The sequence below is a fragment of the Flavobacterium sp. genome (assembly GCF_035456085.1).
Taxonomy (GTDB): domain Bacteria; phylum Bacteroidota; class Bacteroidia; order Flavobacteriales; family Flavobacteriaceae; genus Flavobacterium.
Genome location: NZ_DATIDY010000022.1, coordinates 13,234 through 39,283 on the forward strand (window position 1 = coordinate 13,234; position 26,050 = coordinate 39,283).

The 26,050-nt window shown below is 32.1% G+C and carries 24 protein-coding genes; 20 read left to right on the forward strand and 4 right to left on the reverse strand.

Annotated elements, in window-relative coordinates; translation table 11 throughout:
* Positions 1-8 precede the first annotated feature (8 nt).
* From ftsH to VLC96_RS01705, 6 genes are all read left to right on the forward strand, one after another.
* On the forward strand, positions 9-1,934 hold the full coding sequence (gene ftsH / locus VLC96_RS01680) for an ATP-dependent zinc metalloprotease FtsH (protein ID WP_325260313.1): 1,926 nt from the start codon (positions 9-11) through the stop codon (positions 1,932-1,934).
* 109 nt (positions 1,935-2,043) lie between these two features.
* Entirely contained in the window at positions 2,044-2,646 is a 603-nt protein-coding gene (locus VLC96_RS01685; protein WP_325260314.1) for an LUD domain-containing protein, read from the forward strand.
* A 1-nt stretch (position 2,647) separates the two neighbouring features.
* Complete coding sequence (locus tag VLC96_RS01690; protein ID WP_325260315.1) at positions 2,648-3,499, forward strand: phosphatidate cytidylyltransferase; 852 nt, start codon at positions 2,648-2,650, stop codon at positions 3,497-3,499.
* Positions 3,489-4,142, forward strand: coding sequence for a phosphatidylserine decarboxylase family protein (locus VLC96_RS01695; RefSeq protein WP_325260316.1), 654 nt, complete (start codon positions 3,489-3,491; stop codon positions 4,140-4,142). The genes VLC96_RS01690 and VLC96_RS01695 overlap by 11 nt, the downstream gene beginning before the upstream one ends.
* Positions 4,142-4,408, forward strand: coding sequence for an acyl-CoA-binding protein (locus VLC96_RS01700; protein WP_325260317.1), 267 nt, complete (start codon positions 4,142-4,144; stop codon positions 4,406-4,408). The genes VLC96_RS01695 and VLC96_RS01700 overlap by 1 nt, the downstream gene beginning before the upstream one ends.
* 96 nt (positions 4,409-4,504) lie before the next feature.
* Entirely contained in the window at positions 4,505-5,284 is a 780-nt protein-coding gene (locus tag VLC96_RS01705) for a superoxide dismutase (RefSeq protein ID WP_325260318.1), read from the forward strand.
* Positions 5,285-5,339: 55 nt separating this feature from the next.
* On the opposite strand, the gene VLC96_RS01710 is transcribed toward VLC96_RS01705, so the two are convergent.
* The gene (locus VLC96_RS01710; protein WP_325260319.1) at positions 5,340-7,211 is read right to left on the reverse strand and encodes an alpha-amylase family protein; all 1,872 of its coding nucleotides are present in this window, start codon (positions 7,209-7,211) and stop codon (positions 5,340-5,342) included.
* A 288-nt stretch (positions 7,212-7,499) separates the two neighbouring features.
* On the opposite strand from VLC96_RS01710, the gene VLC96_RS01715 reads away from it, so the two are divergent.
* The 4 genes from VLC96_RS01715 (at position 7,500) to VLC96_RS01730 (ending at position 12,713) form a co-directional block, all read left to right on the forward strand.
* Entirely contained in the window at positions 7,500-9,131 is a 1,632-nt protein-coding gene (locus VLC96_RS01715; RefSeq protein ID WP_325260320.1) for an OstA-like protein, read from the forward strand.
* Between the two features lie 88 nt (positions 9,132-9,219).
* Positions 9,220-10,416: an aspartate aminotransferase family protein gene (locus VLC96_RS01720; protein ID WP_325260321.1), complete on the forward strand. Its 1,197-nt coding sequence runs from the start codon at positions 9,220-9,222 to the stop codon at positions 10,414-10,416.
* A gap of 150 nt (positions 10,417-10,566) precedes the next feature.
* Positions 10,567-11,964 (forward strand): tetratricopeptide repeat protein, encoded by a 1,398-nt coding sequence (locus VLC96_RS01725; RefSeq protein ID WP_325260322.1) that lies wholly within the window; start codon positions 10,567-10,569, stop codon positions 11,962-11,964.
* Positions 11,964-12,713, forward strand: a complete 750-nt coding sequence (locus VLC96_RS01730; RefSeq protein ID WP_325260323.1) for a shikimate dehydrogenase family protein — start codon at positions 11,964-11,966, stop codon at positions 12,711-12,713. The genes VLC96_RS01725 and VLC96_RS01730 overlap by 1 nt, the downstream gene beginning before the upstream one ends.
* A gap of 52 nt (positions 12,714-12,765) precedes the next feature.
* Here VLC96_RS01730 and VLC96_RS01735 read toward each other — a convergent pair whose 3' ends face one another.
* Positions 12,766-13,713: a hypothetical protein gene (locus tag VLC96_RS01735; protein ID WP_325260324.1), complete on the reverse strand. Its 948-nt coding sequence runs from the start codon at positions 13,711-13,713 to the stop codon at positions 12,766-12,768.
* 303 nt (positions 13,714-14,016) lie between these two features.
* On the opposite strand from VLC96_RS01735, the gene VLC96_RS01740 reads away from it, so the two are divergent.
* The 10 genes from VLC96_RS01740 (at position 14,017) to VLC96_RS01785 (ending at position 24,724) form a co-directional block, all read left to right on the forward strand.
* Positions 14,017-16,014 (forward strand): DUF349 domain-containing protein, encoded by a 1,998-nt coding sequence (locus VLC96_RS01740; protein ID WP_325260325.1) that lies wholly within the window; start codon positions 14,017-14,019, stop codon positions 16,012-16,014.
* A gap of 146 nt (positions 16,015-16,160) precedes the next feature.
* A complete protein-coding gene (locus tag VLC96_RS01745) occupies positions 16,161-16,523 on the forward strand; it encodes a hypothetical protein (protein WP_325260326.1) in 363 nt (120 codons plus the stop codon).
* 109 nt (positions 16,524-16,632) lie between these two features.
* Positions 16,633-17,109 carry a hypothetical protein gene (locus VLC96_RS01750; protein WP_325260327.1) on the forward strand — a complete coding sequence of 159 codons (477 nt, stop codon included), beginning with the start codon at positions 16,633-16,635 and terminating at the stop codon, positions 17,107-17,109.
* A 126-nt stretch (positions 17,110-17,235) separates the two neighbouring features.
* Positions 17,236-18,600: an oxygen-independent coproporphyrinogen III oxidase gene (hemN, locus tag VLC96_RS01755; protein ID WP_325260328.1), complete on the forward strand. Its 1,365-nt coding sequence runs from the start codon at positions 17,236-17,238 to the stop codon at positions 18,598-18,600.
* A gap of 514 nt (positions 18,601-19,114) precedes the next feature.
* Positions 19,115-20,128: a hypothetical protein gene (locus VLC96_RS01760; protein ID WP_325260329.1), complete on the forward strand. Its 1,014-nt coding sequence runs from the start codon at positions 19,115-19,117 to the stop codon at positions 20,126-20,128.
* Between the two features lie 203 nt (positions 20,129-20,331).
* Positions 20,332-20,628, forward strand: coding sequence for a nucleotidyltransferase family protein (locus tag VLC96_RS01765; RefSeq protein ID WP_325260330.1), 297 nt, complete (start codon positions 20,332-20,334; stop codon positions 20,626-20,628).
* The gene (locus VLC96_RS01770) at positions 20,621-20,959 is read left to right on the forward strand and encodes a HepT-like ribonuclease domain-containing protein (protein ID WP_325260331.1); all 339 of its coding nucleotides are present in this window, start codon (positions 20,621-20,623) and stop codon (positions 20,957-20,959) included. Before VLC96_RS01765 ends, VLC96_RS01770 begins: the two co-directional genes overlap by 8 nt.
* 291 nt (positions 20,960-21,250) lie before the next feature.
* Positions 21,251-22,252, forward strand: a complete 1,002-nt coding sequence (locus VLC96_RS01775) for an acyl-CoA thioester hydrolase/BAAT C-terminal domain-containing protein (RefSeq protein ID WP_325260332.1) — start codon at positions 21,251-21,253, stop codon at positions 22,250-22,252.
* Positions 22,253-22,594: 342 nt separating this feature from the next.
* Positions 22,595-23,371, forward strand: coding sequence for a Type 1 glutamine amidotransferase-like domain-containing protein (locus VLC96_RS01780; RefSeq protein WP_325260333.1), 777 nt, complete (start codon positions 22,595-22,597; stop codon positions 23,369-23,371).
* Between the two features lie 156 nt (positions 23,372-23,527).
* Positions 23,528-24,724: a hypothetical protein gene (locus VLC96_RS01785; protein ID WP_325260334.1), complete on the forward strand. Its 1,197-nt coding sequence runs from the start codon at positions 23,528-23,530 to the stop codon at positions 24,722-24,724.
* Positions 24,725-24,836: 112 nt separating this feature from the next.
* Here VLC96_RS01785 and VLC96_RS01790 read toward each other — a convergent pair whose 3' ends face one another.
* Together VLC96_RS01790 and VLC96_RS01795 are read right to left on the reverse strand one after the other, a co-directional pair.
* Entirely contained in the window at positions 24,837-25,538 is a 702-nt protein-coding gene (locus VLC96_RS01790; RefSeq protein ID WP_325260335.1) for a sulfite exporter TauE/SafE family protein, read from the reverse strand.
* 98 nt (positions 25,539-25,636) lie between these two features.
* Positions 25,637-26,050, reverse strand: a 414-nt coding sequence (locus VLC96_RS01795; protein ID WP_325260336.1) for a FixH family protein, incomplete at its 5' end; no start/stop codon positions are given.

Below are 26,050 nucleotides of genomic sequence, written 5' to 3' on the forward strand. Positions count from 1 at the left end.
ATCTTCAGATGGCTAGAGATAATAATCCAAATTCGAATAATTTTAAGGTAAGCCCTTGGTTAGTATATACGGCAATAATATTGATTTTTTTAGGGATAAGTTTTGCAACTGGTGGATCAAATTTCCAAGAACCAGCGCAGTTAACATCTTCTAAATTTAATTCGTATTTAGAAAAAGGACAAATTGAAAAAGTAATTGTCTATAATAAAAGTGAAGCCGAAGTTTTTTTAAATCAAAAAGCATTAAGTGATCCTGAGCATAAAAAAGTGGCAAAAGACATTTTAGACAGACCTAATAAAGGGCCTCACTATTCATTTGACATTGGTAATGATCAGATTTTCCAAACTAAATTGGAAAAGGCAGTTGCAGAGGGAAAATTAAAAGATTTTAATTTTTTACCAAAAAGCAATTGGACAGATATTTTTATCAGTCTATTGCCAATTATCATTATAATAGGGGTATGGATTTTTATTATGAGAAAAATGTCTGGAGGACCTGGTGGTGCTGGTGGTCAGATTTTCAATATTGGAAAATCAAAAGCAAAACTTTTTGATGAAAAAACAGATATCAAAACTACATTTAAAGATGTAGCTGGTTTAGAAGGAGCAAAAGAAGAAATACAAGAAATAGTAGAATTCCTTAAAAACCCTGAAAAATACACCAATTTAGGGGGTAAAATCCCAAAAGGAGCATTACTTGTAGGACCTCCGGGAACAGGAAAAACTTTGTTAGCAAAAGCTGTTGCAGGCGAAGCGCAAGTACCTTTTTTCTCATTATCAGGTTCTGATTTTGTTGAAATGTTTGTAGGTGTTGGAGCTTCTAGAGTTCGTGACCTTTTTAAACAAGCAAAAGAAAAATCACCAGCAATCATTTTTATTGATGAAATTGACGCTGTTGGTAGAGCCAGAGGAAAAAGCAACATGTCAGGTGGTAATGACGAAAGAGAAAACACCTTAAATCAATTACTAACAGAAATGGATGGTTTTGGAACCAATTCTAACGTAATTGTTTTGGCTGCGACTAATAGAGCCGACGTTTTGGATAAAGCTTTAATGCGTGCTGGGCGTTTTGACAGACAAATTTTTGTGGACTTACCAGATATCAGAGAAAGAGCTGAAATTTTCCAAGTTCACTTAGGTCCTATCAAAAAAGTTGAAGGCCTTGATTTGGACTTTTTAGCTAAACAAACTCCAGGTTTTTCTGGTGCTGATATTGCAAATGTTTGTAACGAAGCTGCTTTAATTGCTGCACGTAACAACAAACCAGCAGTTGATAAACAAGATTTCCTTGATGCTGTAGATAGAATTATCGGTGGTCTTGAAAAGAAAAACAAAATCATTACTCCCGAAGAAAAAAGAGCAATTGCAATACATGAAGCGGGTCATGCCACAGTAAGCTGGATGCTTGAACATGCTGCACCACTTATTAAAGTAACCATCGTTCCTCGCGGACAAAGTTTAGGAGCTGCTTGGTATCTTCCGGAAGAAAGACAAATTGTACGAACAGATCAAATGTTAGACGAAATGTGTGCTACTATGGGAGGAAGAGCTGCTGAAAAAGTAACTTTTGACAGAATTTCAACTGGTGCACTTAGTGACTTAGAAAAAGTAACTCGTCAGGCACGTGCAATGGTAACTATTTATGGTTTAAATGATAAAATAGGAAATGTAACTTATTATGATTCATCTGGACAAAGTGAATACAGTTTTTCTAAACCTTATTCTGATGAAACTGCTAAAATAATTGACACTGAAATTTCTGAATTAATCGAAGGACAATACGAAAGAGCTATTCAAATTTTAGAAGAAAACAAAGATAAATTAAATCAATTAGCCGACATCTTAATTGAAAAAGAAGTAATCTTTAAGGATGACCTCGAAGCAATATTCGGAAAAAGAACATTTGATAAAAACTTAGGAGAAGTAGTTTCGTAATTTAAAAAATACACAAATATTTAAAATCTTAATTCAAAATCCTGTTTTGAATTAAGATTTTTTTATCTTTGAACGTTTTAAAATAATACAAAACGACTAGTAACAAATTATGAATCTTTTTAAAAAAATATTTGGTTCAAATATATCTTCGTCTGATGAAGGCAAGAGTATCAATTCAGATAAACCTAATCCAGATATTAATTCTCCATTGGATGAACAATTCATTTACAATTTTAGAAAAAATGGAGGAAAATTCCTTTATTGTGAAAATTTTGATGAAGTAAAAGAACAATTTGAAAATATACTTGAAGAAAATGATTGGTTTGAATCTGAAGCATTATGCTATGAGCCGAAATTATTTGTATTATTAGATGAAAACAAACTTACTTACGGTCAAAATATAAATCCTAAATTTTTATTGTCAGGCTGTGAAAATCTAGTTGCGGAAGAAGGATCAATTTTATTTTCTTCTAACCAAATCAAACAAAAAAAACCAAATGATTTGCCTTCAAATATTGTGATTTTTGCAAAAACTAGTCAGATAGTCGAAGGTAAGAGTGATGGGCTTAGTGCCATCCGAAAAAAATATTTAACAGAATACCCTACTAATATCACAACAATCAAATATTTTGAAAAAGCCAAAGAGGAAGATTTTACTCAATACGGAAGCTCTGCCAAAAACTTATATTTATTGCTCTTAGAAGATCTTTAAAATGAATGAAACACTAAAAAGGTCAATATCTGGAGCTATTTACATTTTATTATTAATAGCCTCAATACAATACTCTATAGAAACTTTTTTTATTCTGTTTGGTATTTTTTTATTAATAGCTGTCAATGAATTTTGCAATTTAGTCCACTTAAACAAGATTGCTCCAATTATAATAGCCTCATTATTTTATTTTTATTTTTATAAAATCGCAATAGCCGAAAAAGATGATGGTATCTTGTACATACTACGTTACAGTCGGGATTTTGATTTAGCAGTACTCTTTTTATCTCTTATTGTCTCTTTGAAATGCATTGTTTTTTTATTTGACAACAAAAATCTAAAGGTTGATCCTTTTTCAAAATTTGCCTATCTAATTGGCTACATCATACTTCCTTTTGTAATTATCACAAAGATTCCATTTGGAATTAAAGGATACAACCCAAATATTCTCATTAGTATTTTTATTCTAATATGGACTAATGATACTTTTGCTTATTTAGTTGGAAAATCAATTGGAAAGCATAAATTATTTGAACGAATTTCTCCCAAAAAAACAATTGAAGGTTTTCTTGGCGGAGTTGGATTTGCAGTCATTGCCAGTTATTTCATTTCAAAATATTTTTTAATGCTCCCAGACAAGAATACTTACATTTGGCTAATAATAGCAGCAATTGTTGGGATTTTTGGAACAATAGGAGATTTAGTAGAATCTAAATTTAAACGAATTTCAGAAAAAAAAGACAGTGGAAATATCATGCCTGGTCATGGAGGTATTTTAGATCGGCTGGATAGTGTTATCTTTGTAGCACCAATTATATTTTTATTTTATCAAATTTTAAATTATGTTTCATAAAGAAGGAACTCAAAGTATTTTATTAGGTACTATTTTTACCGCTGTAATTTTTTTAGCATCAGATTATTTCATTCAAACGGAATGGATCAAGATGACTATTGAAATTGTAACTTTATTGTTATTGATTATCATTTTACAATTTTTCAGAAATCCAAAAAGAACAGTCGAAATCAATGAAAATCATATTATCGCTCCTGTCGATGGAAAAGTAGTAGTTATAGAAGAGGTATTTGAAAGCGAATATTTTAAAGACAAAAGAATTCAAGTTTCTATTTTTATGTCTCCTATAAATGTCCATGTCACTCGTTATGCTGTAAGTGGTTTGGTAAAGTTCAGTAAATACCATCCTGGTAAATTTCTTGTAGCTTGGCACCCAAAAGCTAGTGAAGAAAATGAAAGAACAACAATTGTTATAGAAAGTAAATCTTTTGGAGAAATTTTGTATCGTCAAATTGCTGGTGCTCTAGCAAAACGTATTGTAAACTATGCACAAGAAGGTATGCAAGTAGTACAAGGTACTGATGCTGGTTTTATAAAATTTGGCTCAAGAGTAGATATTTTTTTACCTTTGGGTACTCCAATTAATGTAGTTTTAAATCAAAAAGCAATTGGAGGAAAAACGATAATTGCAACTAAAGCTTAATGACCGAAGAAGATTTAGATAAACGATTTCAAGAAGCAGTAGAAATCGCTTCTTTTATGACTCAAGCGTCTTTGCCACAAGATGTACAATTACGTCTATATGCTTTTTACAAACAAGCTACATTTGACAAAACCAACTTCGCTGTCACAGATAATTCTGACCTGAGAAATGCATTCAAAACAAATGCATGGATTCAAATCAGTCATCTTACACAGGATGAAGCTAAAGAACAATACATCACATTAATTCATTCCTTAATAAAGTAATCGTATTTTTCATGAAATGAGCATGACTATAATTGGCAAAAAAACCAATATTGAAATGCTAATTACATATGACCAATAACAACAAAAATATCATATATGAAAACTATCACTTTTATACCAGCAGGTTTGCTCTTTATTTCGGTTTTAATTTCTTGTAATGATAAAAAAATGACTGAGGTTGTCGAAGTTCCACTACCAACAGTTCAAGAAAAAATTCAAATAGGTGACCCTAATAATGTAAAAGCAGATCAAGGATCTTTTCAAATGGAAAAAATTTCTTTTGGATATGATGCCCTAGCTCCTAATATTTCGGCTTTGGCATTAGAATCACATTATGGAAAACATTATTTATATATAACTAATACCTTAAACAAAGCCATTTTAGGAACCAAATTTGAAAATCTTTCGATAGAAGATTTATTAAAAACATTGGACATTAATGATCCTGTTATACGAAACAGCGCTGGAGGGTATTATAATCATAGTTTATATTTTAAATGTATTTCTCCAAATGCTGGTGGTGAACCAAAAGATACTTTGGCAGCAAGCATCAATAAAGATTTTGGATCTTTTTCAAATTTTAAAACTCAATTTAAAGAAACTGCTTCAAAACAATTTGGTTCGGGTTGGGTTTGGCTAGTTGTTGATAAAACCGGAGTACTTCAATTGACAACGACACAAGATCAGGATAATCCATTGATGCCAAATGTTCCAGTTATTGGATTTCGAGGCACACCCATTTTAGGAATTGATCTTTGGGAACATGCTTATTTTTTAGATTATCAATACAAAAAGAAAAATTATATTGATGCTTTTTTCAATGTTGTAAATTGGGAAAAAGTAAACGAAAACTACAAAGCAACTTTCAAAAAATAAAGAATAAAAAAAATGCTGATTTTAAAATCAGCATTTTTTTATTCTTCAAATTACTTTATAATTGATAAATAAATGATTCTAATGGCTGAATAGTAATTGCAGCTTTTCCTTCACCATTTACAACTTGTAACTGCACAGAACTCTTTCCGTATAATTGATCTTTTATCGTATAGTTACCATCTTTTAAATTCCATTTAGTAATAATATCTGCAGGAATTTTTAATTCAAAGCTATTAGATTTATCAGATGAAAAGTTAGTAAGCACTATTAGCTTTTGATTTTGTGACCAACGAACGAAGGAGTAAACATAATTTGGATCGTAACCAAGTCCACCATGACGATTTACCTCTTGCAAATCTTGAAACTGTCCCATTACTGCGGAACTTTTACCAGCGAAATTCAATAATCTTTTATAAAAATCACGCAAGTCTTTTTCGCTTTGACTCAATTTCCCTCCATCAAAAGCACCATCATTCATCCATTTTTGATGATTTGGAACGCCTACATAATCAAAAATTGAAGTTCTGGAATGAGACCCAAATCCGCCATTTTCATTACCAGCCTCCCCTACTTCCTGACCAAAATAAATCATAATCGGTGCCGAAGTTATCATCGCCGAAACTACCATCATTGGTTTTCCTTTTTCTGGCGAACCTGCAAACTCAGGGCTTGCTAAACGTTGTTCGTCATGATTATCCAAAAATTTCAACATGTGTCTATCAATATCAGCTAAACCACTTTGAATATAAGACAATCCATCAGGAGGTGTTTTCCCTTGAATGATGCCTTTCAATTTATCGTAGGTCTCCACTTTATCATATAAATAGTCCATTTTTCCTAAATGAATATAGTTTCTATACTCTTTTGGATTATAAACCTCTGCTAAAAGAAAAGCATCAGGATTAACATTTTTTATAGCTGAATTCATGTAACTCCAAAATTCATACGGAACCATTTCGGCCATGTCAAATCTAAAGCCATCAACGCCTTTTGCTGTCCAGTACAACGCAATATCTCTAAATTTTATCCATGAATTTGGAACATCTTTACCTTTCCAAAAATCGAAATGTTCTTTAAAAGATAACTTATCAAAACCTGCTGGTAATTCAGGAAAATCTTTGGTACCGTCTGGACGAACACCATAATTCACTTTAACAGTTTCATACCAATCATTTTTATCTGGTTTAGCCAATTTAGAACCATTTCCTGTCCATTTGGCTGGATTTTCATCAAATTTACCATCAATAAGAGGATTACTCTCTCCGTTTAAAGGCTTGTCTCCGTCTGGCAATTGGAATGGCGTATTTGGAATGTAATAGAAATTATTGTCTCTTTTGTACTCAACAGTAACATCATCATCGGCACCAAAATCTCTTACTCCTTTTGGATTGGTTTTGCCTTCGTATTTACGAGCAACATGATTAGGAACAATATCAATTATTAATTTTAGATTGGCTTTGTGGGTGCGTTTTATCAAAGCTTCAAATTCTTCTAGACGCTTTTCAGGATTTACCGCTAAATCCGGATTTACATTGTAATAATCCTTAACAGCATATGGCGAGCCTGCTCTACCTTTTACTACTTCTGGATCATCGTTTGAAACTCCTATCGCTGTATAATCCCTTATCACAGCATGATGAGGAACACCAGTATACCAAATATATGTTGCACCAAGATCTTTAATTTCATTAAGTGCTTTATCTGTAAAATCATTAAATTTTCCAACACCATTTTCTTCAATTGTTCCCCAAGGTTTGTTGGTTGTGTTTTTATTACCAAATAATCGGGTAAAAACTTGATAAACTACTTCTTTATTTTCTGAAACAGTCTCATTTTTTTGTGTACTCATTTTTACATCTTTAGTTTTACATGCAGTAGCCATAAGTACAACACTTACGCCCGCCAATACTATTTTTTTTGTGCTCATTATTTTAAATCATAAAAAATTAAAAAAACATACAATTGATATCAATTTTTGTTCCATACAATCCATAAATTTAATATTTTTTCAAAAAAAACAATGGATAAAACCGTCTCAACCTCCCTGATTTAGTAATTGAAAATCACTACAACGTGATAGCTAAACTGTTTGTTTATAACTATTTTTCTTTAAAATAAAAGCCTTAATATTTCATGTGTTATACATTATTAAATAAATCCTAATATCTATAGGGTTTGCTTCAATTTTCATAAATTTACAAAAAAATTAAGACCATTGAAGAAATCTTTAAATTTCATTATCTATAGCCTAATATTGTTTTGTGCCAACCCAATCTTGGCACAGGCTCCCAAAAAAATAATAATTGAACAATCTGACTTTGTCGATGTAGACAAAGAAAAATATCCAGATGCTGTTTTGCTTACCAGAAATGTAAAAGTTAGTCATGAGGGAGTAGTTTTAACCTGTAACAAAGCTTACTTTTTTCAAAAAGAAAATTATCTAAAGGCCTTTGGAAATGTGCAATTAGTACAAGGAGACACTTTATATCTAAACAGTAACTATGCCGAATATAGTGGTGAATTAAAAAAAGCTTTTGCAACTGGGAATGCTGTAATGACTTCACCTGATGCTACATTGGCAACTGATACCATTAATTTTGACAGAAATGTTCAAGAGGTTTTTTATAACACTCCTGGAACCATTATTAATAAAGACAATACTCTAAAAAGTAAATCGGGAAGATATTTTGTAAAACAAAAGAAATTTCAGTTCCTAACCGAAGTTGTACTAACGAATAAATCGTGCGTAATCAAGTCTAACCATTTGGATTATTATAGTAATTCTGGACATTCCTATTTATTTGGACCCTCGACAATTACTAGTAAAACCAATTACATTTACACCGAAAAAGGGTTTTATGATACCAAAAAAAATCTATCGCACTTTCTGGATAAATCCTATATCAAATACGATGACAGGATCATAAGAGGAGACAGTTTGTATTATGATCGAAATAAAGAATTTGCTTCGGCTACAAGGAACGTAAAAATAACTGATTCGATTAATCGTGGTGTAGTGAGGGGACATTATGCCGAATTATATAAAAACAAAGACTCTATGTTTGTGACCAAAAGAGCTTTGGCTGTCAATTTTGTAGATAATGATTCTGTTTATATTCATGGAAAAAAACTAATGGTTACTGGTAAAGAAGGTGATAGGATCATTCGGGCTTTCAACAATGTGCGATTTTATAAAACTGACATGAGTGGAAAATGTGATTCTATTCATTCCAGTTCAAAAATTGGATTAACAAAATTGATAGGAAACCCAATTCTTTGGAATGGCGAAAGTCAAATTACTGGTGATGTGATGCATTTAATTGCAGATAAGAAAACACAAAAACTCGATTCCCTAAAAGTACTCAACAATACTTTCCTGGTCTCGAAAGACACGCTCGGAACCGGATATAATCAGACAAAGGGACAAAATTTATTTGGTAAATTTAAAGATGGAAAACTCCATGATGTTGATATTATAAAAAACGCCGAAGTTATTTACTATATGCGAAATGATGCCAAAGAACTCATTGGAATCAACAAAAACGTAAGTAGCAAAATCAATGTTCTTTTTGATAAAAATACAATTGAAACAATTACTTTTTTCACACAAGTTGACGGTGATATTTTTCCAGAGGCTGATTTACCCGAAAACGCCAGGACGCTACGAGGATTGCATTGGCGTGGAGACGAACGAATAAAAAGTAAGGAAGATGTTTTTAGCCCAGAAGAAGATGCTGAAGAACTCAAAGTCGTTGAGGCAACAAAAGCAGATAAAGCCAAAAAAAGAACTCCGATGAAAGTACGAAAAGAAACATTGAATTACGATAAGAAGAATAAGAAGAAGTGATTAGTCATTAGTAAATAGTCTTTAACGATTATTCGTAGTTTTATAGTTGTAAACTTTTAAACTTTCTAAACTTTTAAACTTAAAAAAAGTGAATCCAGATTTCATAAAATATCAGGCACAAACCTCGCCTTATCCTTTGGGTATGGAAGTTTCGCATGCGATTGGTTCTTACATTTTTGACACAGATAATAAAAAATATTTAGATTTTGTAGCAGGAGTTTCTGCTTGCACCCTAGGGCATCAAAATAAAAGGGTAAATGATGCGATAAAAGATCAATTGGATAAATATTCGCACGTTATGGTTTATGGCGAATATTCACAAAGTCCGGCTGTCGAATATTGCAAATTAATGGCTTCACTCCTACCAGCTCCATTAGACAAAACCTATTTGGTTAATTCTGGAACCGAAGCTATTGAGGGCGCTTTAAAACTAGCCAAAAGAGTTACAGGCAGAAGTCAATTGATTTCTTGTCATAACGCTTATCATGGGAATACAATGGGATCAATGAGTGTAATGGGTTTTGAGGAGCGTAAACAAGCTTTTCGCCCGTTGCTACCAGATATTGATTTCATTACTTTTAACAACGAAGAAGATTTACAAAAAATAACGACCAAAACCGCTGGAATTTTATTAGAAACTATTCAAGGTGGCGCTGGTTTTATCGAGCCTCATAATGACTTTTTAAAGAAAGTAAAAGCACGTTGTGACCAAGTAGGTGCTTTGATGATTTTAGACGAAATTCAACCTGGATTTGGAAGAACAGGTGCTCTTTTTGGATTTCAAAATTATAATGTTGTTCCAGATATTGTTGTAATGGGGAAAGGAATGGGTGGCGGAATGCCAGTTGGCGCCTTCACCGCTTCGTCTGAAATGATGGATTTATTAACCGAAAACCCAAAACTAGGACACATAACCACTTTTGGAGGTCACCCTGTCATTGCGTCAGCTTGTTTGGCTACTTTGAAAGAATTAACTGAAACAAACATCATTACAGATACTTTAGAGAAAGAAAAGCTCTTCAGATCGCTTTTGGTACATCCTTTGATAAAAGAAATAAGAGGGAGAGGATTAATGTTAGCAGCAATGACATCAAGTGCCGACATTACAAATGAAGTGATTTTAAAATGCCACGACAGAGGTTTAATTCTATTTTGGCTGCTTTTTGAAGGTTGTGCCATTCGAATTACACCGCCATTAACTATTTCTGAAGATGAAATTAGAGAGGGTTGTTCTATAATTCTTGAAGTAATGGATGAAATCCAATCGGTAATTGATAATGAATAATAATTAAAAAAAATTATAGTTTTTTGAATTTGAAATTGATTTTGAAATTAAAAAACATGTTAATTAAATTGTTCACAACAAATAGAATTCTTCCTCATATAAACAATACGTTTTCCTAATTTTATTAAAGGATAATTTAAAACAGATAGTATGCAATTAAGCAACGAAGAAGAAGATTATAACTTATCCCTATCCAAATTTGAGTCTATGTTGAAAACCAACAAAGTACTCTTTTTTGACTCCGAAGAATTTGAAGAAATCATTCTTCATTATCTCGATATGGGCAAGTCTGCATTGGCCAAAAAAGCATTAAAATTAGCATTGGAACAACATCCGAGATCGAGTGGGCTTAAATTAGTCCAGGTAGAGATGCTAATTTATGATGACAAACTCGAAATAGCAGAAAAGTTATTGAATGAGTTATTTGCCATTGAACCTACAAACGAAGAGATTTATATTCAAAAAGCTAATATTTGTTCCAAAAGAGATCAACACGAAAAGGCTGTTGAGATGCTTAAAATAGCTTTACAATACACTGACGACTATGCCGATGTTTACAACTTAATCGGTATGGAATATCTTTTTATGGACAATCTCGAATTGGCTAAAGAGAATTTCATCAAATGTCTTGAAGAAGATTTTGAAGATCAATCTGCTTTGTACAATGTGGTATATTGTTTTGAATTTTTAGATCAAAATGAAGAAGCAATTGCTTATTTAAACAAATACATCAACAAAAATCCATACAGCGAAATCGCTTGGCATCAATTAGGTCGCTTATATTATGGCATTAAAGAATATGAAAGTGCCATTCGTGCTTTTGATTATGCCACCCTGATCGACGAAGAATTTCTTGGTGCTTTTATGGAAAAAGCAAAAGCTTTGGAACGCCTAAAAAAATATGATTTAGCAATTGAAAGTTACAATAGAACATTGGAACTAGATGATGCCACTTCCTATGCATTGCTTAGAATAGGAAAATGCTACGAAAAATTAGGTAATAAAGTTTTAGCACTTAAATATTTCAACAAAACGGTTCATCAAGATCCTTTGTTGGATAAAGGCTGGATTGCAATTACCGATTTTTATGTACGTCAAAAAAACTATCAAAAAGCATTATTTTTTGTAAATAAAGCAATAGCTATCGACAACCAAAACAAATTATACTGGAAACGATTTGCAGCCATTAACAAACAAATGAACTTGTTTGAAGAAGCCGAATTCGGATATAGAAAAGCAGTAGAATTTGGAGATTATCAACTTGATACCTGGTTATTTTGGGTAGATATTCTTCAATTTTTGGGAGAATTTGAAAGTGCTATTCAAACATTATTACAAGCTTCAGAATATTTCCCAGAAGAAAATGAAGTTGAGTACCGATTAGCAGGATTGTATTTTATGATTTCAGACAATATCAAGGCTAAATTCCATTTAAGCAATGCTTTGCGTTTGAATCCTGAAAATTATATTCTCCTAGAAGATTTATTTCCTGTTGTTTGGGAAAAGAAAATGGTTCGAAATTATATTGACAAACATAACAAACAATAATGATTGAAGTTTTAAAAAGACGTTTTGGTTTATTAGGTCGTAATATCAGTTATTCTTTTTCAAAAGGATATTTCACAGAAAAATTCAGTAAAGAACATTTTGAAGGTTGTAGCTATGAAAATTTTGACATCCCGGATATTAATTATTTTACTGAATTAGTAAAAAACAATCCTGACCTTAACGGAATGAACGTTACAATTCCTTACAAAGAAGCTGTGTTACCATTCTTGGATAAATTATCAAAAAACGCAGCTGAAATTGGAGCTGTAAACACAATAAAATTCACTAAAAAAGGAAAATTAAAAGGATACAACACTGATTACTTTGGTTTTCAAAAATCATTGGAACCATTATTAGAACCTCATCATAAAAAAGCTTTAATTTTAGGAACTGGCGGTGCTTCAAAAGGAGTTGCTTTTGCATTAGATAAACTAGATATCGCTTATACATTCGTATCTCGTGAAGCTAAAGAAAACTGTATTGACTATCAACGCATCAATGCAACTAGTTTTGATAATTATCAAATTATTATCAATTGTACGCCTGTCGGAACGAGCCCGAATGTTGATGCTTTTCCTCCTATTCCGTATGAATATTTTACGGAGAAACATATCGCTTACGACTTAATTTATAATCCTGCCGAAACTGCATTTCTCAGGAAAGCGAAAGAGCGAGGAGCAAAAATTAAAAACGGTTTAGATATGCTTATTTTTCAAGCAGAAAAAGCTTGGAAGATTTGGAATAAATAAATAAAAAAACGGGCGATGAAGAAATTCACCGCCCTGTTTTTTTTATATAAGATTACTTCAATTGCAATTCGATTTTTTTAAAGCTTAAATCCATCTCTTTAAAAGTTTCTGGAATGTTATTGTTCCAGGAATTAATATTTCCTCGCAGAGTAGAACCACTTTTAGTTTCGCCAACTATCAACATACGATTGATAACTACATTACGCAAATCTTCTTGGGTTTTAGGAGTCTTTTTATAATTAATTTCCTGATAGAATGCCAATTTGTTCATTGGGATTGTTACACGAATCCATTTGTCACTTAGATCTTCCTGATCCAATTGAATAATAATCGAAGCATTCAAATTTGTGTTGTCGCCAAGTGTAATCCCAATGTTGATTTTGCCTTCATCTAAAGCGTCAACGACAGCATTGCTGACATATTTTGCATAAGTAGTTTTTATGCTGCTTATACTTGGGATGTTGGTCTTAGCGCTGTTAATTTTCAAATCAAATACAATATTTTCTATATCGCCAAATTTATAGCCCTGAGCGAGAATATTACATTCAAAACCATTCGAGTGTTGATGATCCCAATTGGCAATTTTCTTCAATAGTATCATATGAAACGTTTGAGCATTGTTACAGCTACTATCTACTTTTACACTATCGCTGAAATTATAATTACTACCATCCATTTTTAAATTACTCCATTCTGTCGCATTCCCATTAGTTGTGTGATTCCAGTTGCTAAAATTCAGATCAGAAAAACTTTGATTTTTCACTCCATTATTTGATCCCGGAAAAAGACTGAAAGTTTTAGAATCAGCAGCTGTGCTTTGACCACAATTATCAATCCTGGCAACGGAATAACTTTTATAATCAATAAGTTTTTGAGTGCTTTCAGTATGCTGGGAATTAATTGTATTCACTGAACTAGCAGCTGAAGTTGACACATTTTTGCCGCCAACACAAGCAGTCAATCCAAAAAGAATAATTAAAATCTTGGTAGCATTTTTCATAGTGCTTTGATTGTATGAATTTTATATTTGAAATAGTAAACCAAACTACGAATTTGAAAGGAATCCACAACACTTTAAATTTTATCTTTTTATCTTAAACCATGAATTCACTATTTTAAGTAATCATCAACTCTATTAAGAAACTTATAAAAACGAGTTTATAAACAAGAAAGAATTCAAATAAGGGTTTAAAAGAAAGAATTACCTTTAAAACATGCTCATATTCAAAAGTTTTATTTTGTATTTTGACGCACCTTTAGTATCTTTCGCATTAAATAATTAGAAACCTTAAACATTCACAAAATGTTAGAAGAAAAGAACGACAACCTGGCTCTTAACGAAAATGAGACAGACGGAAAAACAGTAAGCGAATTGCAAGAAACAATTCAATCTGAAGCGCCTTTAGTAGAAGAAAATGAAATCAGCGATTCAGTTGCCGAAGAAAATACAGAAATTCCAGTTGAGGAAGCTGTAGCTGATGAAAAGCAAACCGTAATCGATGCCATAGCTGAGACAAATGCTGAAGAAAGCGAAGATGAAACATTAAAGGAGCGCCACGATATTCCGTTGCTTGATTATGAAGCATTACCAATGGATGAACTTGTAAACGAATTGAAAAATTTGGTTACAAATGAAAAAGTAATGTCTATTAAGGAGCATGTTGAAGAAATTCGAAAAGCATTTTTAGCAAAATATAACCATCTTATTGAGGAGAAAAGAGAAGAATTTAATCTGGAAAATCAAGATCCTAATGAAGAATTTCAGTATCATTTCCCTTTAAAATCGAAATTTGATCAGTATTATAACATTTACAGAGAAAATAAAAACGCTCATTTCAAAAGTTTACAATCTAATTTAAAATCAAACCTAGAGGTTCGATTAGCTATTGTAGAAGAATTGAAAGAGTTAATAAATCCGCAAACCAACATCAAAGACACCTTAAATCATTTTAATGAATTAAGAGAAAGATGGAAAAATGCAGGTTCAATTCCGAAAGACAAATACAATCACGTTTGGAATAATTACCATTTTCATGTAGAAAACTTCTATGATTATCTGCATTTGGATAGAGAAGCAAGAGATATCGATTTCAAATACAATTTGGAACAAAAGCAAAAAATAATTGCTCGTGTTGAAGAATTATTAAAAGAAGCCGATGTAAATAAAGCCTTTAGAGAACTTCAGGATCTTCACCGTATTTGGAAAGAAGAAATTGGACCAGTTTCCAGAGAACACCGCGATGAAATTTGGAACCAATTTAGCGAATTAACAAAAAAAATGCACGATAAACGTGAAGTTTTGTTTGAAAACCAAAGAGGAACCGAGCTTGAAAATCTGGAAAAGAAAAAACAAATCATCGCTCAAATTGAAGTTTTAGCGACTGAAAAAGTAAATGCTCATTCACAATGGTTAGTTCAAATTGAAAAAGTGGAAGCATTACGTACAGCATTTTTCGCTGCAGGAAAAGTTCCAGCCGATGTAAACGAAGCAACTTGGGCAGCGTTCAAAACTGCTGTAAGAAACTTTAACAGCTTTAAAAATTCTTTTTATAAAGACATCAAAAAAGACCAAAACGATAATCTTAATAAAAAGATTGCTTTGGTTAAAAAAGCCAAAGAATTACAAGAAAGCGAAGATTTTGCAAATACTACACCAATCATGAAGCAAATTCAGGAAGATTGGAAAAAAATTGGTCATGTGCCAAGAAAATACTCTGACAAAATCTGGAATGAATTCAGAGAAGCTTGCAATCACTATTTCGACAAATTAAAAGAACACAAAAGTGTTGAAAACGTTGAAGAAGTAGAAGCATTTGACAAAAAGAAAGCATACTTGGAAAAACTAAGAGAATTCCAGTTGACCGGAGATCACAAAACAGATCTAGACGCAATCAAATTGCATATAGAAACTTGGAAAGGTTTTGGTAAAGTTCCATTCCCAAGAAGACATATCGAAGGTAAATTCAACAAAATTCTGGATGCATTGTTCGAAAAATTAAGCTTGAGCAAAAAAGATACCGAGATGATGCGTTTTTCTAACAGAATGGAGAATCTTTCAGAAAGTAATGATACCCGCAAACTAGATAACGAGAAGATTTTCTTAATGCGAAAAATTGAAGAAGTACAAAACGAAATTTTCCAATTGGAGAATAACATCCAGTTTTTTACCAATACAAAAAATGCTAAAAAAGAAAATTCAATCGTGTTAGAAGTTCGCAAAAACATTGCTATTCACAAAGAAAGTCTTGATGTTTGGAAAGAAAAACTAAAACAACTTAGAAATTTAGGTCAACAAGAATAGATTTAAATTTTAACAAATTCAAAGCCTCAAATTTTCATAAGTTTGAGGCTTTTTAATTTAAAATAAGGCATCTAAAACTGTGATTTTTAACTTTCATTTAGCACATTAAGTAGGCATTTCCTAAACCAATTCTCTAAATTTGGCACATGAAAAACTTTTGGAAATTTATTGTACTAGTTGGATTATTTGTCCAGCTTGGATTTGCACATAATGCAAACCGCAATGCAATGGTTTCTTTACAAAAAGTTTCTTTACAAAAAGAAAGCAATACCAAATTTAGCAAAGAAAGTTTAAGTGCCTCAGAGTTTGTTCAACCAACGATTAGTCGAGGAACATTAGATTTAAAACACACCAACCGAGTTCCTGCCGGCATTGCCCACTACCCTTCAGAGCTTCAATCCTTAACAATTTTAAGGAATATAACCCATAAAATATTTCTGTCAGACCAAGATATTGACAGATATAATGGCGTTTCTATATTACTTTTTCCCTTCCATTATTTTTGGTAATTCTATAGTTGGATTCCGCTTATAAAAGTTAAAGCAACTTTTAAATCTCTCTTGTTTCAATACGAAGCGAGAAGACAAATCATTATATATTATCAAAAAAAAATAAAAAATGGATACATCCGTAACAATCATAGGCCTTGCAATTACAATATTAATCGCTATTCCGATAACTTTAGTATTTCGCTCCAACGTTTTGAATAAAGCAAAAGTAAAACAGATAAAGCAACAATACAGTCAAAACAATCAGTACAACTTTGAAATATCCGAAACTCAAAACAAGAAAATTTTATCTATTGACAAAGAAAATAAAGGCTTTCTGTTTATTGATTTCAGTTACAAAGAAGAAACGGTATATTTTATCGATTTAAAAAACATTTTGTTGTGTGATTTATCAGTTACAACTCAGAGCAGATTAGGCACTATCGCTACTGTCAAAATAGAATTGGTCCACAAAGACACGATGAAAAAAGAATTAATCCCGATTTATAATATTGACAATCATCTTTTGGACTTTAACTGTCTCTATGAAGATCACAGACTTGCAGAAAAATGGGTTACAGCAATTAACGATTGCATCAGCAAATAAGTTTAATTAACAGAGAGGTTCATATGTACCTCTCTGTTTGTAAATAACTATTAATGAATATGATAATTGTCATTTTAATTATTAAAAAGTCGCTATATTTTTGACTCTTCAATAAAATTCAAAACTATGAAACCCTCACTAATTCAAAAATATAACGTTCCTGGACCTCGTTACACAAGTTACCCTACAGTTCCATATTGGGATGAATCAGGATTTGCAGATGGAATCTGGATTGAAACCCTAAAAAAATCCTTTAGCGAAAGTAATAGTACAGAAGGCATTAGTCTGTATATCCATTTGCCTTTTTGCGAAAGTTTGTGCACTTTTTGTGGCTGCAATAAACGTATTACCAAAAACCACGACGTAGAAAATCCATATATAGAAGCTGTTTTAAAAGAATGGAATCTCTATTGCGAAATTTTAGACAAGAAACCTAAAATTAAAGAAATTCATTTGGGTGGCGGAACACCAACTTTTTTCTCTATAAAAAGCCTTGAAAATTTAATAAACGGGATATTCGCCCATGCCGATAAAGCAGAGGACTACGAATTCAGTTTTGAAGGGCATCCGAATAATACCACGCATGCTCATTTACAAAAATTATATGATTTAGGCTTTAGAAGAGTCAGCTTTGGAGTTCAGGATTATACCCCAAAAGTGCAAAAAGCCATCAACAGGATACAGTCTTTCCATAATGTTGCCAAAGTAACTTTTTGGGCAAAAGAAATCGGTTATACCTCTATTGGGCATGACATTATTTTTGGTCTGCCGTTTCAAGAAGTTGAAAACATCATCGATACCATCGAAAAAACCAACTCTTTACAACCCGACCGATTAGCGTTTTACAGTTACGCTCACGTGCCTTGGATAAAAGGAAATGGGCAACGAGGTTTTCATGACGAAGATATTCCGAAAGATGAAACCAAAAGAAAATTATACGAAGTTGGAAAAGAATTACTTTTCGAAAATGAGTATCACGAAATTGGTATGGATCATTTTGCCGTAAAATCAGACAGCCTTTACCATTCATTTACCAATAAAAAACTACATAGAAACTTCATGGGCTACAGCTCGTCCAAAACGCAATTGATGATTGGACTGGGCGTTTCTTCAATCAGCGACAGTTGGTATAGTTTTGCCCAAAACGTTAAAACTATCGAAGAATATTACAAAATTCTGGAACAAGATAAATTGCCAATTTATCGAGGACATCTCTTAACCACCGAAGATCTTATCATTAGAAAACACATTCTGAATCTAATGTGCCAATTTGAAACCAGCTGGGAAGATCCTGCCAATTATGTTCCGGAAATCCCCGAAATTTTGACTCAATTGAAAGAAATGGAAAAGGATGGATTGTTGGTATTAGACAAAAACAAAATCCAAGTCACAGAGGAAGGAAAAGCATACGTGCGAAATATTTGCATGGCATTCGATTTACGATTAAAAAGAAAAGCGCCCGATACAGCATTGTTTTCAATGACGATTTAATATTTAAAAATTGTGTCAATTCGATAATTAGACAGTTTGAAAACTTAACTGCTCCATCAATCGCTTTAAGAGATTATTTAAAATTATAAAAATAAGGAGCACAAACATTTGGCATTTTCAGGAAACATGGAACCCGCTATACGTTTCAATCTTTTGTGCCGAACCCCGGCACAAAAGGATTTCCACTGCTATCGGGGCTAATGGAGAGACTTTTTGCATTTTTGTTATTAAAAACATCTGAAGAAAGCAAAACAACTTCGAATATTAAATTAAGAATCCAAAGCAAGCAAAGGACAGCCCACGTCCATATTAAATATTATTTTGTCTTCGAAGTCTATTTTACTAGACAGAGTGTAAAACATGCTGGACTGGTTTTCTAACTTTTAATTTCTATATTTGAGGTAAATGATCAAAAAATATGATTTTCGTTAATCTACCGCTTTTGAATGGATATACGAAGATTTGTATCGTTTATATACTAGTTGGCAGTAATTTTGAGTAAATTGTAGTTAAAATGAGAGAAGAAGTTAAAAAAGTATATGATTCATTAAAAGTTTTTGATGATGACTATTTAATTAAATTAACAACTATTCAAAAGTTTAGTTACCCGGATATTTATATTGAAACAGCAAAAATTATATTAAACGACAGAAAAATTAAAATTGATTTTGACAATATAGATTTTTTCACAGAACTTTTTGTTAGCTCTTTTGATTTCGGATGGCAAAAAGAATTGAGAAATATGTTTTCTGAATTAATCATAAATGGTTGGAATTTAAATATACCTATCAAATCAAAAGAAAAATATGGCAATTTTGTTTGTGATATAGAAACCTCAAATATTAGTCTAAAAGAGATTATTCACAAATATACTAAGATAATTGATAGCTTATGTTCAACATGTGGAAGCGATGAAAATGTTTTTAGTGACCAAACTACATATTGGATTGAGAATATATGTAATAAATGTTGGATAAACAAAATAGAAAACCGATATACTATCAGTGAGATATCAAAAAAAGGGTTTAAATATTTTCTATTAATAAATGATAAACTTGAACCAAAATATTTTGAGTGGAATCAAGTAAAAAATATTAATCTAACTATTCCAAACTATGGATCAAAATATGAACTTGAAATTAATGTCGATTTTGAAAATTTATATCTTGATAGCAGAATAGATATTAATTTTTTCCACCTTTTAAAATTCATCCCTAAAGAAAAAATATCACCCAAAAATTATGATTATATACATGATTTATTTTTTAATCTAAAATCATGTACAATTTGTGGAAAAATTGCAGTCCATAATGGAATATGTTTGGTTTGCCAAAATAGTCTTAATGAGATTTTAAATTCAAGAATTAATTATTGGAAAAGATTTAACAATATTGAAAAAATAATTGAAGATGAACAAAACAATTTTCAGAATTCAATAAAACATTATATTAATACTAGATACCGATTTGAAAATGATATTTCATTCGATAATGATTTAAGTTTTATAAATATGGTAAATAATAAATAAGAAAAACTACTGCCAACACACGCTACAAGCAATTTGGGCAATCGGCTTAATTGAAAAATGTTTGTATTCGGAAGATTTGGCAAATCCGAAGATAAGGCATAATTTAATCCCAAACTGCTTGTAGCGCAAGAACGTTGGCAGTAATTTTCTCCACAACAGTTTTCAGAAGACAAACTTTTGTATATTTGAAAAAAAAGTTTCAAATGACTACTAAAGATAACATATTGAAAACACTGAAATCTAATAAGCCAAAGCTTTCGAAATTTGGAATTCGAAATGTTGGCTTATTTGGTTCATACATTCGTAATGAACAGTCAAGTGAAAGTGATATAGATTTACTAATTGATTTTGAACCTGAAAAAGAAAACTTTGACAATTATATGGCTGTTTACGATTTATTTGAAAAAATATTCGAAAACGAAAAAATCGAAGTTGTAACCAAAAATGGGCTAAGTCCGTATATTGGCCCGAAAATCTTAAATGAAGTTCAATATGTCTAAAGATCCTAAAGAATATATAAGACATATTCAAGACGAATGCTCATACATAATTTCTGTTAGTGAAAACTTGTTATACGAAGATTTCTTAGAGGACGAAACTTTGAAACGCGCTGTAGTTAGAAGTTTGGAAATTATTGGAGAAGCTACAAAGAAAATCCCTGCCGACATCAAAGTAAAATGGAATACAATTCAATGGAAGAATATGGCTGGAATGAGAGACAGATTAATTCATGAGTATATGGGAGTTAATTATGCAATCGTTTGGGATGTAATGAAAAACAAAATTCCCGATATGTTCAAACAGATTTCTGAATTCCTAATCGAAGAATAAAAACTAGTGCTAACACACGCTACAAGAAGCTGGGCATTTGGCTTAATTTGAAGATGGTTTTGTATTTGAGATGATTTGCTTCGCCTGTTCGCTATCGCTCGAGTGGCAAATCCGAAGAATGGGCTTAATTTAGTCCCAAACCCGCTGTAGTACCAGAACGTTGGCAGTTATTGCACATATTTACGCCTAAATTAACTCCTACAGCTAACGGAAGAAAGTGAAAATTTAGACAAATATTTTAAAATATAAACTATTGATTTTTATAATATTAAAAAAGTTAGCTAGATTTTTATGAAGACACTCATTTACATTTTGATGTTTTTTTTATCAACACAATTATTTGCTCAAACAAAAAAAGCAGAAGACTTTGGTTTCAGACATATTCAGACAATATTTAATGGTGACAAAGTTGACATTTTAATAAAATCAAAAAAGGGAGAGGAACTAAAAAAGAAACCAATTTTTTTCTTTTGTCAAGGTAGTTTGCCACAACCTTTAATAAAATATGACGACCAAGGAGCTTATGGTGTTTTCCCTTTTAGAACTGATAGTTTAGAAAAAGATTTTCATATCGTAATTATTGGAAAACCTAACATTCCTTTAATTGTAGACTTAAAAAAATTAGGTAGAAATATGTGTTATGAAGACAGTCTTACTCATAAAACACCGAAAAAATATTCAGACAAAAACTATTTGGATTATTACGTTGACAGAAATTTAAAAGTTATTGAAATATTACAAAAACTACCTTATGTAAATACAAACAAATTAGTTGTTGCAGGACATTCTGAAGGAAGTACAATTGCTTCAAAACTTGCAACAAAAACGACTAAAATAACACATTTGATTTATTCAAGTGGTAATCCATTAGGTCGCATTTTGTCAATCATTGAGCAAGATAGAATGATTGAAGCTGATACAGACAGCACAAGATTTGCAGAAAAACAATTTGATTATTGGAAACAAGTTGTAGAAAATAAAAACAATTTTGACGACACAAATGGTGACACTTATAAAGCTACATACGACTTTTCAATTCCACCAATTCAATATTTGCAAAAATTGACAATTCCTATTTTAGTATGTTATGGAACAAAAGATTATAGTTCACCATACAACGACTATTTAAGAGTTGAAATGATTAGACAACAAAAGAAAAATTTTACATTCAAATCATACATTGGACTAGAACATAATTTTTTCCCATTAACAGAATCAGGACAACCAGATTATGACAAATTTAATTGGGACAACATAGCGAACGAATGGTGGAAATGGACAAACAAGAAATAAATAACTACTACCAACAGCTACTGCTATGTAAAGCATCGTAAAGTTATTCACAACTTTTGAAAGGGCTATATGTCAGTTATTTTTCTAGTATGGAATTCCGTTCCAACTTTTTCAATAATTTGAGCAATTAGCTTAATGGGAAGCTAGTTTTGTATTTGGAATGATTTGCTTCGCCTGTTCGTCTCAATAATTATTGGACTAGAGTGGAAAATTTGAAAATAAGAATTAATTTAGTTCTAAACTACTTATCAATAGAATATTAGCAATTATATTAAGAAATAATTCAGGTCTACTATACTCTTATGTAATGGACAATTGAAAATAATTTTAGCATCATGACAAATGAAACTTCTTTTAACTTCATCAGGTATTAGTAACAAAAGTATTCACAATGCATTGGTTGAACTCTTAGGCAAGCCATTAACTGAGGCTAATGCTTTGTTTGTTCCGACAGGCGTATACCCGTTCCCGTATGGTCAGCGTTACGCTTGGAATCCTATCGGCGGAGAAGCAGCACCACGCATGTGTCAATTGGGTTGGAAGTCGTTGGGAATACTGGAATTGAGTGTACTCCCCAGCATTGATAGGGAAACATGGCTACCCTCTCTCATGGAAGCAGATGTCCTGCTTGTTTGGGGTGGTGACCCTCTTTTTCTCAGCTATTGGATGCAGGAATCAGGACTTACTGAACTTTTGCCCTCCCTTCTTGACAAGCTTGTATATGTTGGCGTCAGTGCCGGTAGTATTACAGTCGCCTCTATCTTCGCCGAGACATATAGTTCGGCTCGATCATGTGCTGGCAAACCTTTGACATCAGAGGAAATCGTTTTTTCCTCGGACAAAGGAGAATTCATCATGACACTCCTTATTGCAAACGGTATGGGACTAACCAATTTCACTATAATACCACACTTTGAAAATGAGAACCATCTCGACGCCTCATTAAGTAACGCTGAAAAATGGGCCTCTAGACTCTCCGTTCCTGTTTACGCAATTGACGACCAGACTGCTCTTAAAGTTACGGATGATTCGGTCGAAGTTATCACTGAGGGCCAATGGAAATTGTTTACACCAATAATACAACAAACCACTAACAATTACAAAAGTTTTGGACAATAGACTTAATGAAAAGATGGTTTTATATTTGGATGATTTGCTTCGCCTGTTTGCTATCACTCGAGTGGCAAATCCGAAGAATGGGCTTAATTTAGTCCCCAAACTGCTTGTAGCGCGTGGACGTTGCCTGCCAATGCCTAACAACACAACCTTTCATAAATGAGACGTATAACAATTACAATTATTTTTACTCTGCTTTTGACAAAAACTTTTGTATTTGGGCAAAGTGCAAAAGAACAACTTTCTATTGCTAATTCTGCCAAATTGGCTTCAAGAAATTTCTACGATGAAATTACTTTTAGTGAGAAATTAGGGTATTTCACAATTCAAGTAAAAATAGATTACAGCTCGTATGAATATATTTTCGACACAGGTGGTTATAACACAGTAACTTCCAAAATTATGGAAAACGCAAACCTTCTATCACTTATGGAAGTGGAGGTTGGAAGTTCTAATAAAATAAAATCAAAAATAAAACTTTCAAAAGTTCCTTTATTGCAAATTGGCAAAGCACAGTTTGAAAACGTTGGTGTTTTTAATTTTGATTTTTCATTTTCACCAGTTATTAATTGTTACACCAATGGAGGATTAATTGGTAAGAGTGTAATTCGTGAAGCTGTATGGCAAATTGATTATAGAAAATCTGTAATTAGAGTATCTGATAATCTTGCAAACATGCCCAATCTTGACAAAAGCGAAAAAATTAAAATAGAACTAGATAAAACTTTGAATCCTTTTTTGAAGCTTATGATTAATGGGAAGCAAGAAAGGTTTATGTTAGACTTTGGTTATGGTGGGCTAATATCATTAACTGAAAAAACTGCTTCTTCCATAAAACCAACCAATATATTGACAATAGAAGGCGAAGGAAATATAAGTGCAAATGGTATTGTAAGAGAAAAGACTTATGTCACTTTATTAAAAAACCTAAAGATTGGAAAATCTGAACTAAAAAATAAAGTTGCTTATTATTCCAAATCAAATAACTACAATTTAATTGGTTCAGAATTGACAAAATATTTTATCGTAACACTTAACTTCAAAGACGAAGAATTAATATTGACGCCTTATTCTGACACAGAAAATGATTTTGAAACTTTTGGTTTTAATATAAACCTGGACGGTAGTAAAATCTATGTTAGCAAACTTTTTAATGGACTAAATGCTCAAAAAGTCGGATTATTATTGAATGACGAAATTATAAATATTAATGGTAGGCATTTAAGCGAACTTACACTCTGTGACAGTTATTTTAATCTCAATAACATTTTAAGAACAGAAAAAGAAATCTCACTTCGAATTAAAAGAGGCGAAGAGCAAAAAGAATTTCGTATAGTAAAACAAAAACCGTTCTAATTGCAGAGAAAATGGCACACCAGGCAACAGCGCAACTATTCCAGTGCTGGTTTATCCTGAAGAAACAACTTAACACAGAAAACAGAAGTTAAAGCTCCTCAAAAAAAGGCAATTAATGACAATTGGCTTTTTCTTGTATAAATAAACTCATGTTGGAAGGAGAAACATAAGGGATGCCAAGTCCGAGTCCTCTAAGAATAAACAACACTCCTATCGCAACTCCCACATAAGGAATTATTTTCTGAATCCTGTTCCGAATTGGAATCGTAATAAATGAATTCATATACACGACAGTACTCATTAAAGGCACAGTTCCTAATCCAAAAAGCAACATGTATAAAACTCCAAAACCAGCACTTTGCATAGCAATAGCCCCAAATAGAGCCACATAAACCATTCCGCAAGGCAAGAATCCATTGAGTAAACCAATTATAAAAAGAGATTTTAAACTTTTATTTTTGAAATGGCTTCCCAGCTTTTGCTTCATTTTTGAAATCAATCTATAAACTGGCTTCGAAAAATTATACTGAGCTAACGTTTTTTCAGGTATCAGAATCACTAAAATCATCGCCACTCCAATAAAAATAGATAATTGCTGCTGAATTCCCGCTAGAAAAAACCCTTTGCCCAACAATCCAAATACCAATCCAATACTGCTATAAGCTGTTAATCTGCCCAAATGATAAGTCATAATTTGAACAACCTTTTTCTCTTGATGATTGCGATCCACAGGCAACATCATGGCAATAGGGCCACACATCCCAATACAGTGAAAACTACTTATCAATCCGAAAAGAAAGGCGGAGTAGAGCATTTTTATTAGTCCTTAGTTGTTAGTGCTTTGAATATTAAGTTCCCTCGTCCTTCGGGATGGCAATATTGCGATCATTGCGTATATCGTATATCGTAAATCTACTTCACGTAAATCTTCTCTTTAGTCAAATACGGTTTTCCTTGATATTGCCATTCCATATTTACATACCATTCGCCACCAATGAGTTTGTTTTTTGGCACAAACAACGAAGCTGAATCCGTAAATGTAAGAGGTAATTTAAAGTCAAATTTCTTATTAGACGGTCTATAAAGCAAAACGGTTCCTTTGATATCTTTTGGAGTAAACTCAACTGGAAATGCAATGCTAAGGCCATTAGCATCAACTTTAATTTCTGGTTTATTTTTCAAATCATGAGCATTTTGAATGCGAGCCATTTCGTCTTGAAAATGCACATCATGTTTGTAATATTCTTCGACTACCAAATCATTATCATATTTACTATCCGATTGTACTTTAAAAACAAAATACATAATAAAGCTAATGAACAAAGC

Bases quoted from the DNA above. Each gene is read 5' to 3' on its own strand.
- ftsH (WP_325260313.1), top strand. From the start codon at position 9: ATGGCTAGAGATAATAATCCAAATTCGAATAATTTTAAGGTAAGCCCT.
- VLC96_RS01685 (WP_325260314.1), top strand. From the start codon at position 2,044: ATGAATCTTTTTAAAAAAATATTTGGTTCAAATATATCTTCGTCTGAT.
- VLC96_RS01690 (WP_325260315.1), top strand. From the start codon at position 2,648: ATGAATGAAACACTAAAAAGGTCAATATCTGGAGCTATTTACATTTTA.
- VLC96_RS01695 (WP_325260316.1), top strand. From the start codon at position 3,489: ATGTTTCATAAAGAAGGAACTCAAAGTATTTTATTAGGTACTATTTTT.
- VLC96_RS01700 (WP_325260317.1), top strand. From the start codon at position 4,142: ATGACCGAAGAAGATTTAGATAAACGATTTCAAGAAGCAGTAGAAATC.
- VLC96_RS01705 (WP_325260318.1), top strand. From the start codon at position 4,505: ATGAAAACTATCACTTTTATACCAGCAGGTTTGCTCTTTATTTCGGTT.
- VLC96_RS01710 (WP_325260319.1), bottom strand. From the start codon at position 7,211: ATGAGCACAAAAAAAATAGTATTGGCGGGCGTAAGTGTTGTACTTATG.
- VLC96_RS01725 (WP_325260322.1), top strand. From the start codon at position 10,567: ATGCAATTAAGCAACGAAGAAGAAGATTATAACTTATCCCTATCCAAA.
- VLC96_RS01730 (WP_325260323.1), top strand. From the start codon at position 11,964: ATGATTGAAGTTTTAAAAAGACGTTTTGGTTTATTAGGTCGTAATATC.
- VLC96_RS01735 (WP_325260324.1), bottom strand. From the start codon at position 13,713: ATGAAAAATGCTACCAAGATTTTAATTATTCTTTTTGGATTGACTGCT.
- VLC96_RS01740 (WP_325260325.1), top strand. From the start codon at position 14,017: ATGTTAGAAGAAAAGAACGACAACCTGGCTCTTAACGAAAATGAGACA.
- VLC96_RS01745 (WP_325260326.1), top strand. From the start codon at position 16,161: ATGAAAAACTTTTGGAAATTTATTGTACTAGTTGGATTATTTGTCCAG.
- VLC96_RS01750 (WP_325260327.1), top strand. From the start codon at position 16,633: ATGGATACATCCGTAACAATCATAGGCCTTGCAATTACAATATTAATC.
- hemN (WP_325260328.1), top strand. From the start codon at position 17,236: ATGAAACCCTCACTAATTCAAAAATATAACGTTCCTGGACCTCGTTAC.
- VLC96_RS01760 (WP_325260329.1), top strand. From the start codon at position 19,115: ATGAGAGAAGAAGTTAAAAAAGTATATGATTCATTAAAAGTTTTTGAT.
- VLC96_RS01765 (WP_325260330.1), top strand. From the start codon at position 20,332: ATGACTACTAAAGATAACATATTGAAAACACTGAAATCTAATAAGCCA.
- VLC96_RS01770 (WP_325260331.1), top strand. From the start codon at position 20,621: ATGTCTAAAGATCCTAAAGAATATATAAGACATATTCAAGACGAATGC.
- VLC96_RS01775 (WP_325260332.1), top strand. From the start codon at position 21,251: ATGAAGACACTCATTTACATTTTGATGTTTTTTTTATCAACACAATTA.
- VLC96_RS01780 (WP_325260333.1), top strand. From the start codon at position 22,595: ATGAAACTTCTTTTAACTTCATCAGGTATTAGTAACAAAAGTATTCAC.
- VLC96_RS01785 (WP_325260334.1), top strand. From the start codon at position 23,528: ATGAGACGTATAACAATTACAATTATTTTTACTCTGCTTTTGACAAAA.
- VLC96_RS01790 (WP_325260335.1), bottom strand. From the start codon at position 25,538: ATGCTCTACTCCGCCTTTCTTTTCGGATTGATAAGTAGTTTTCACTGT.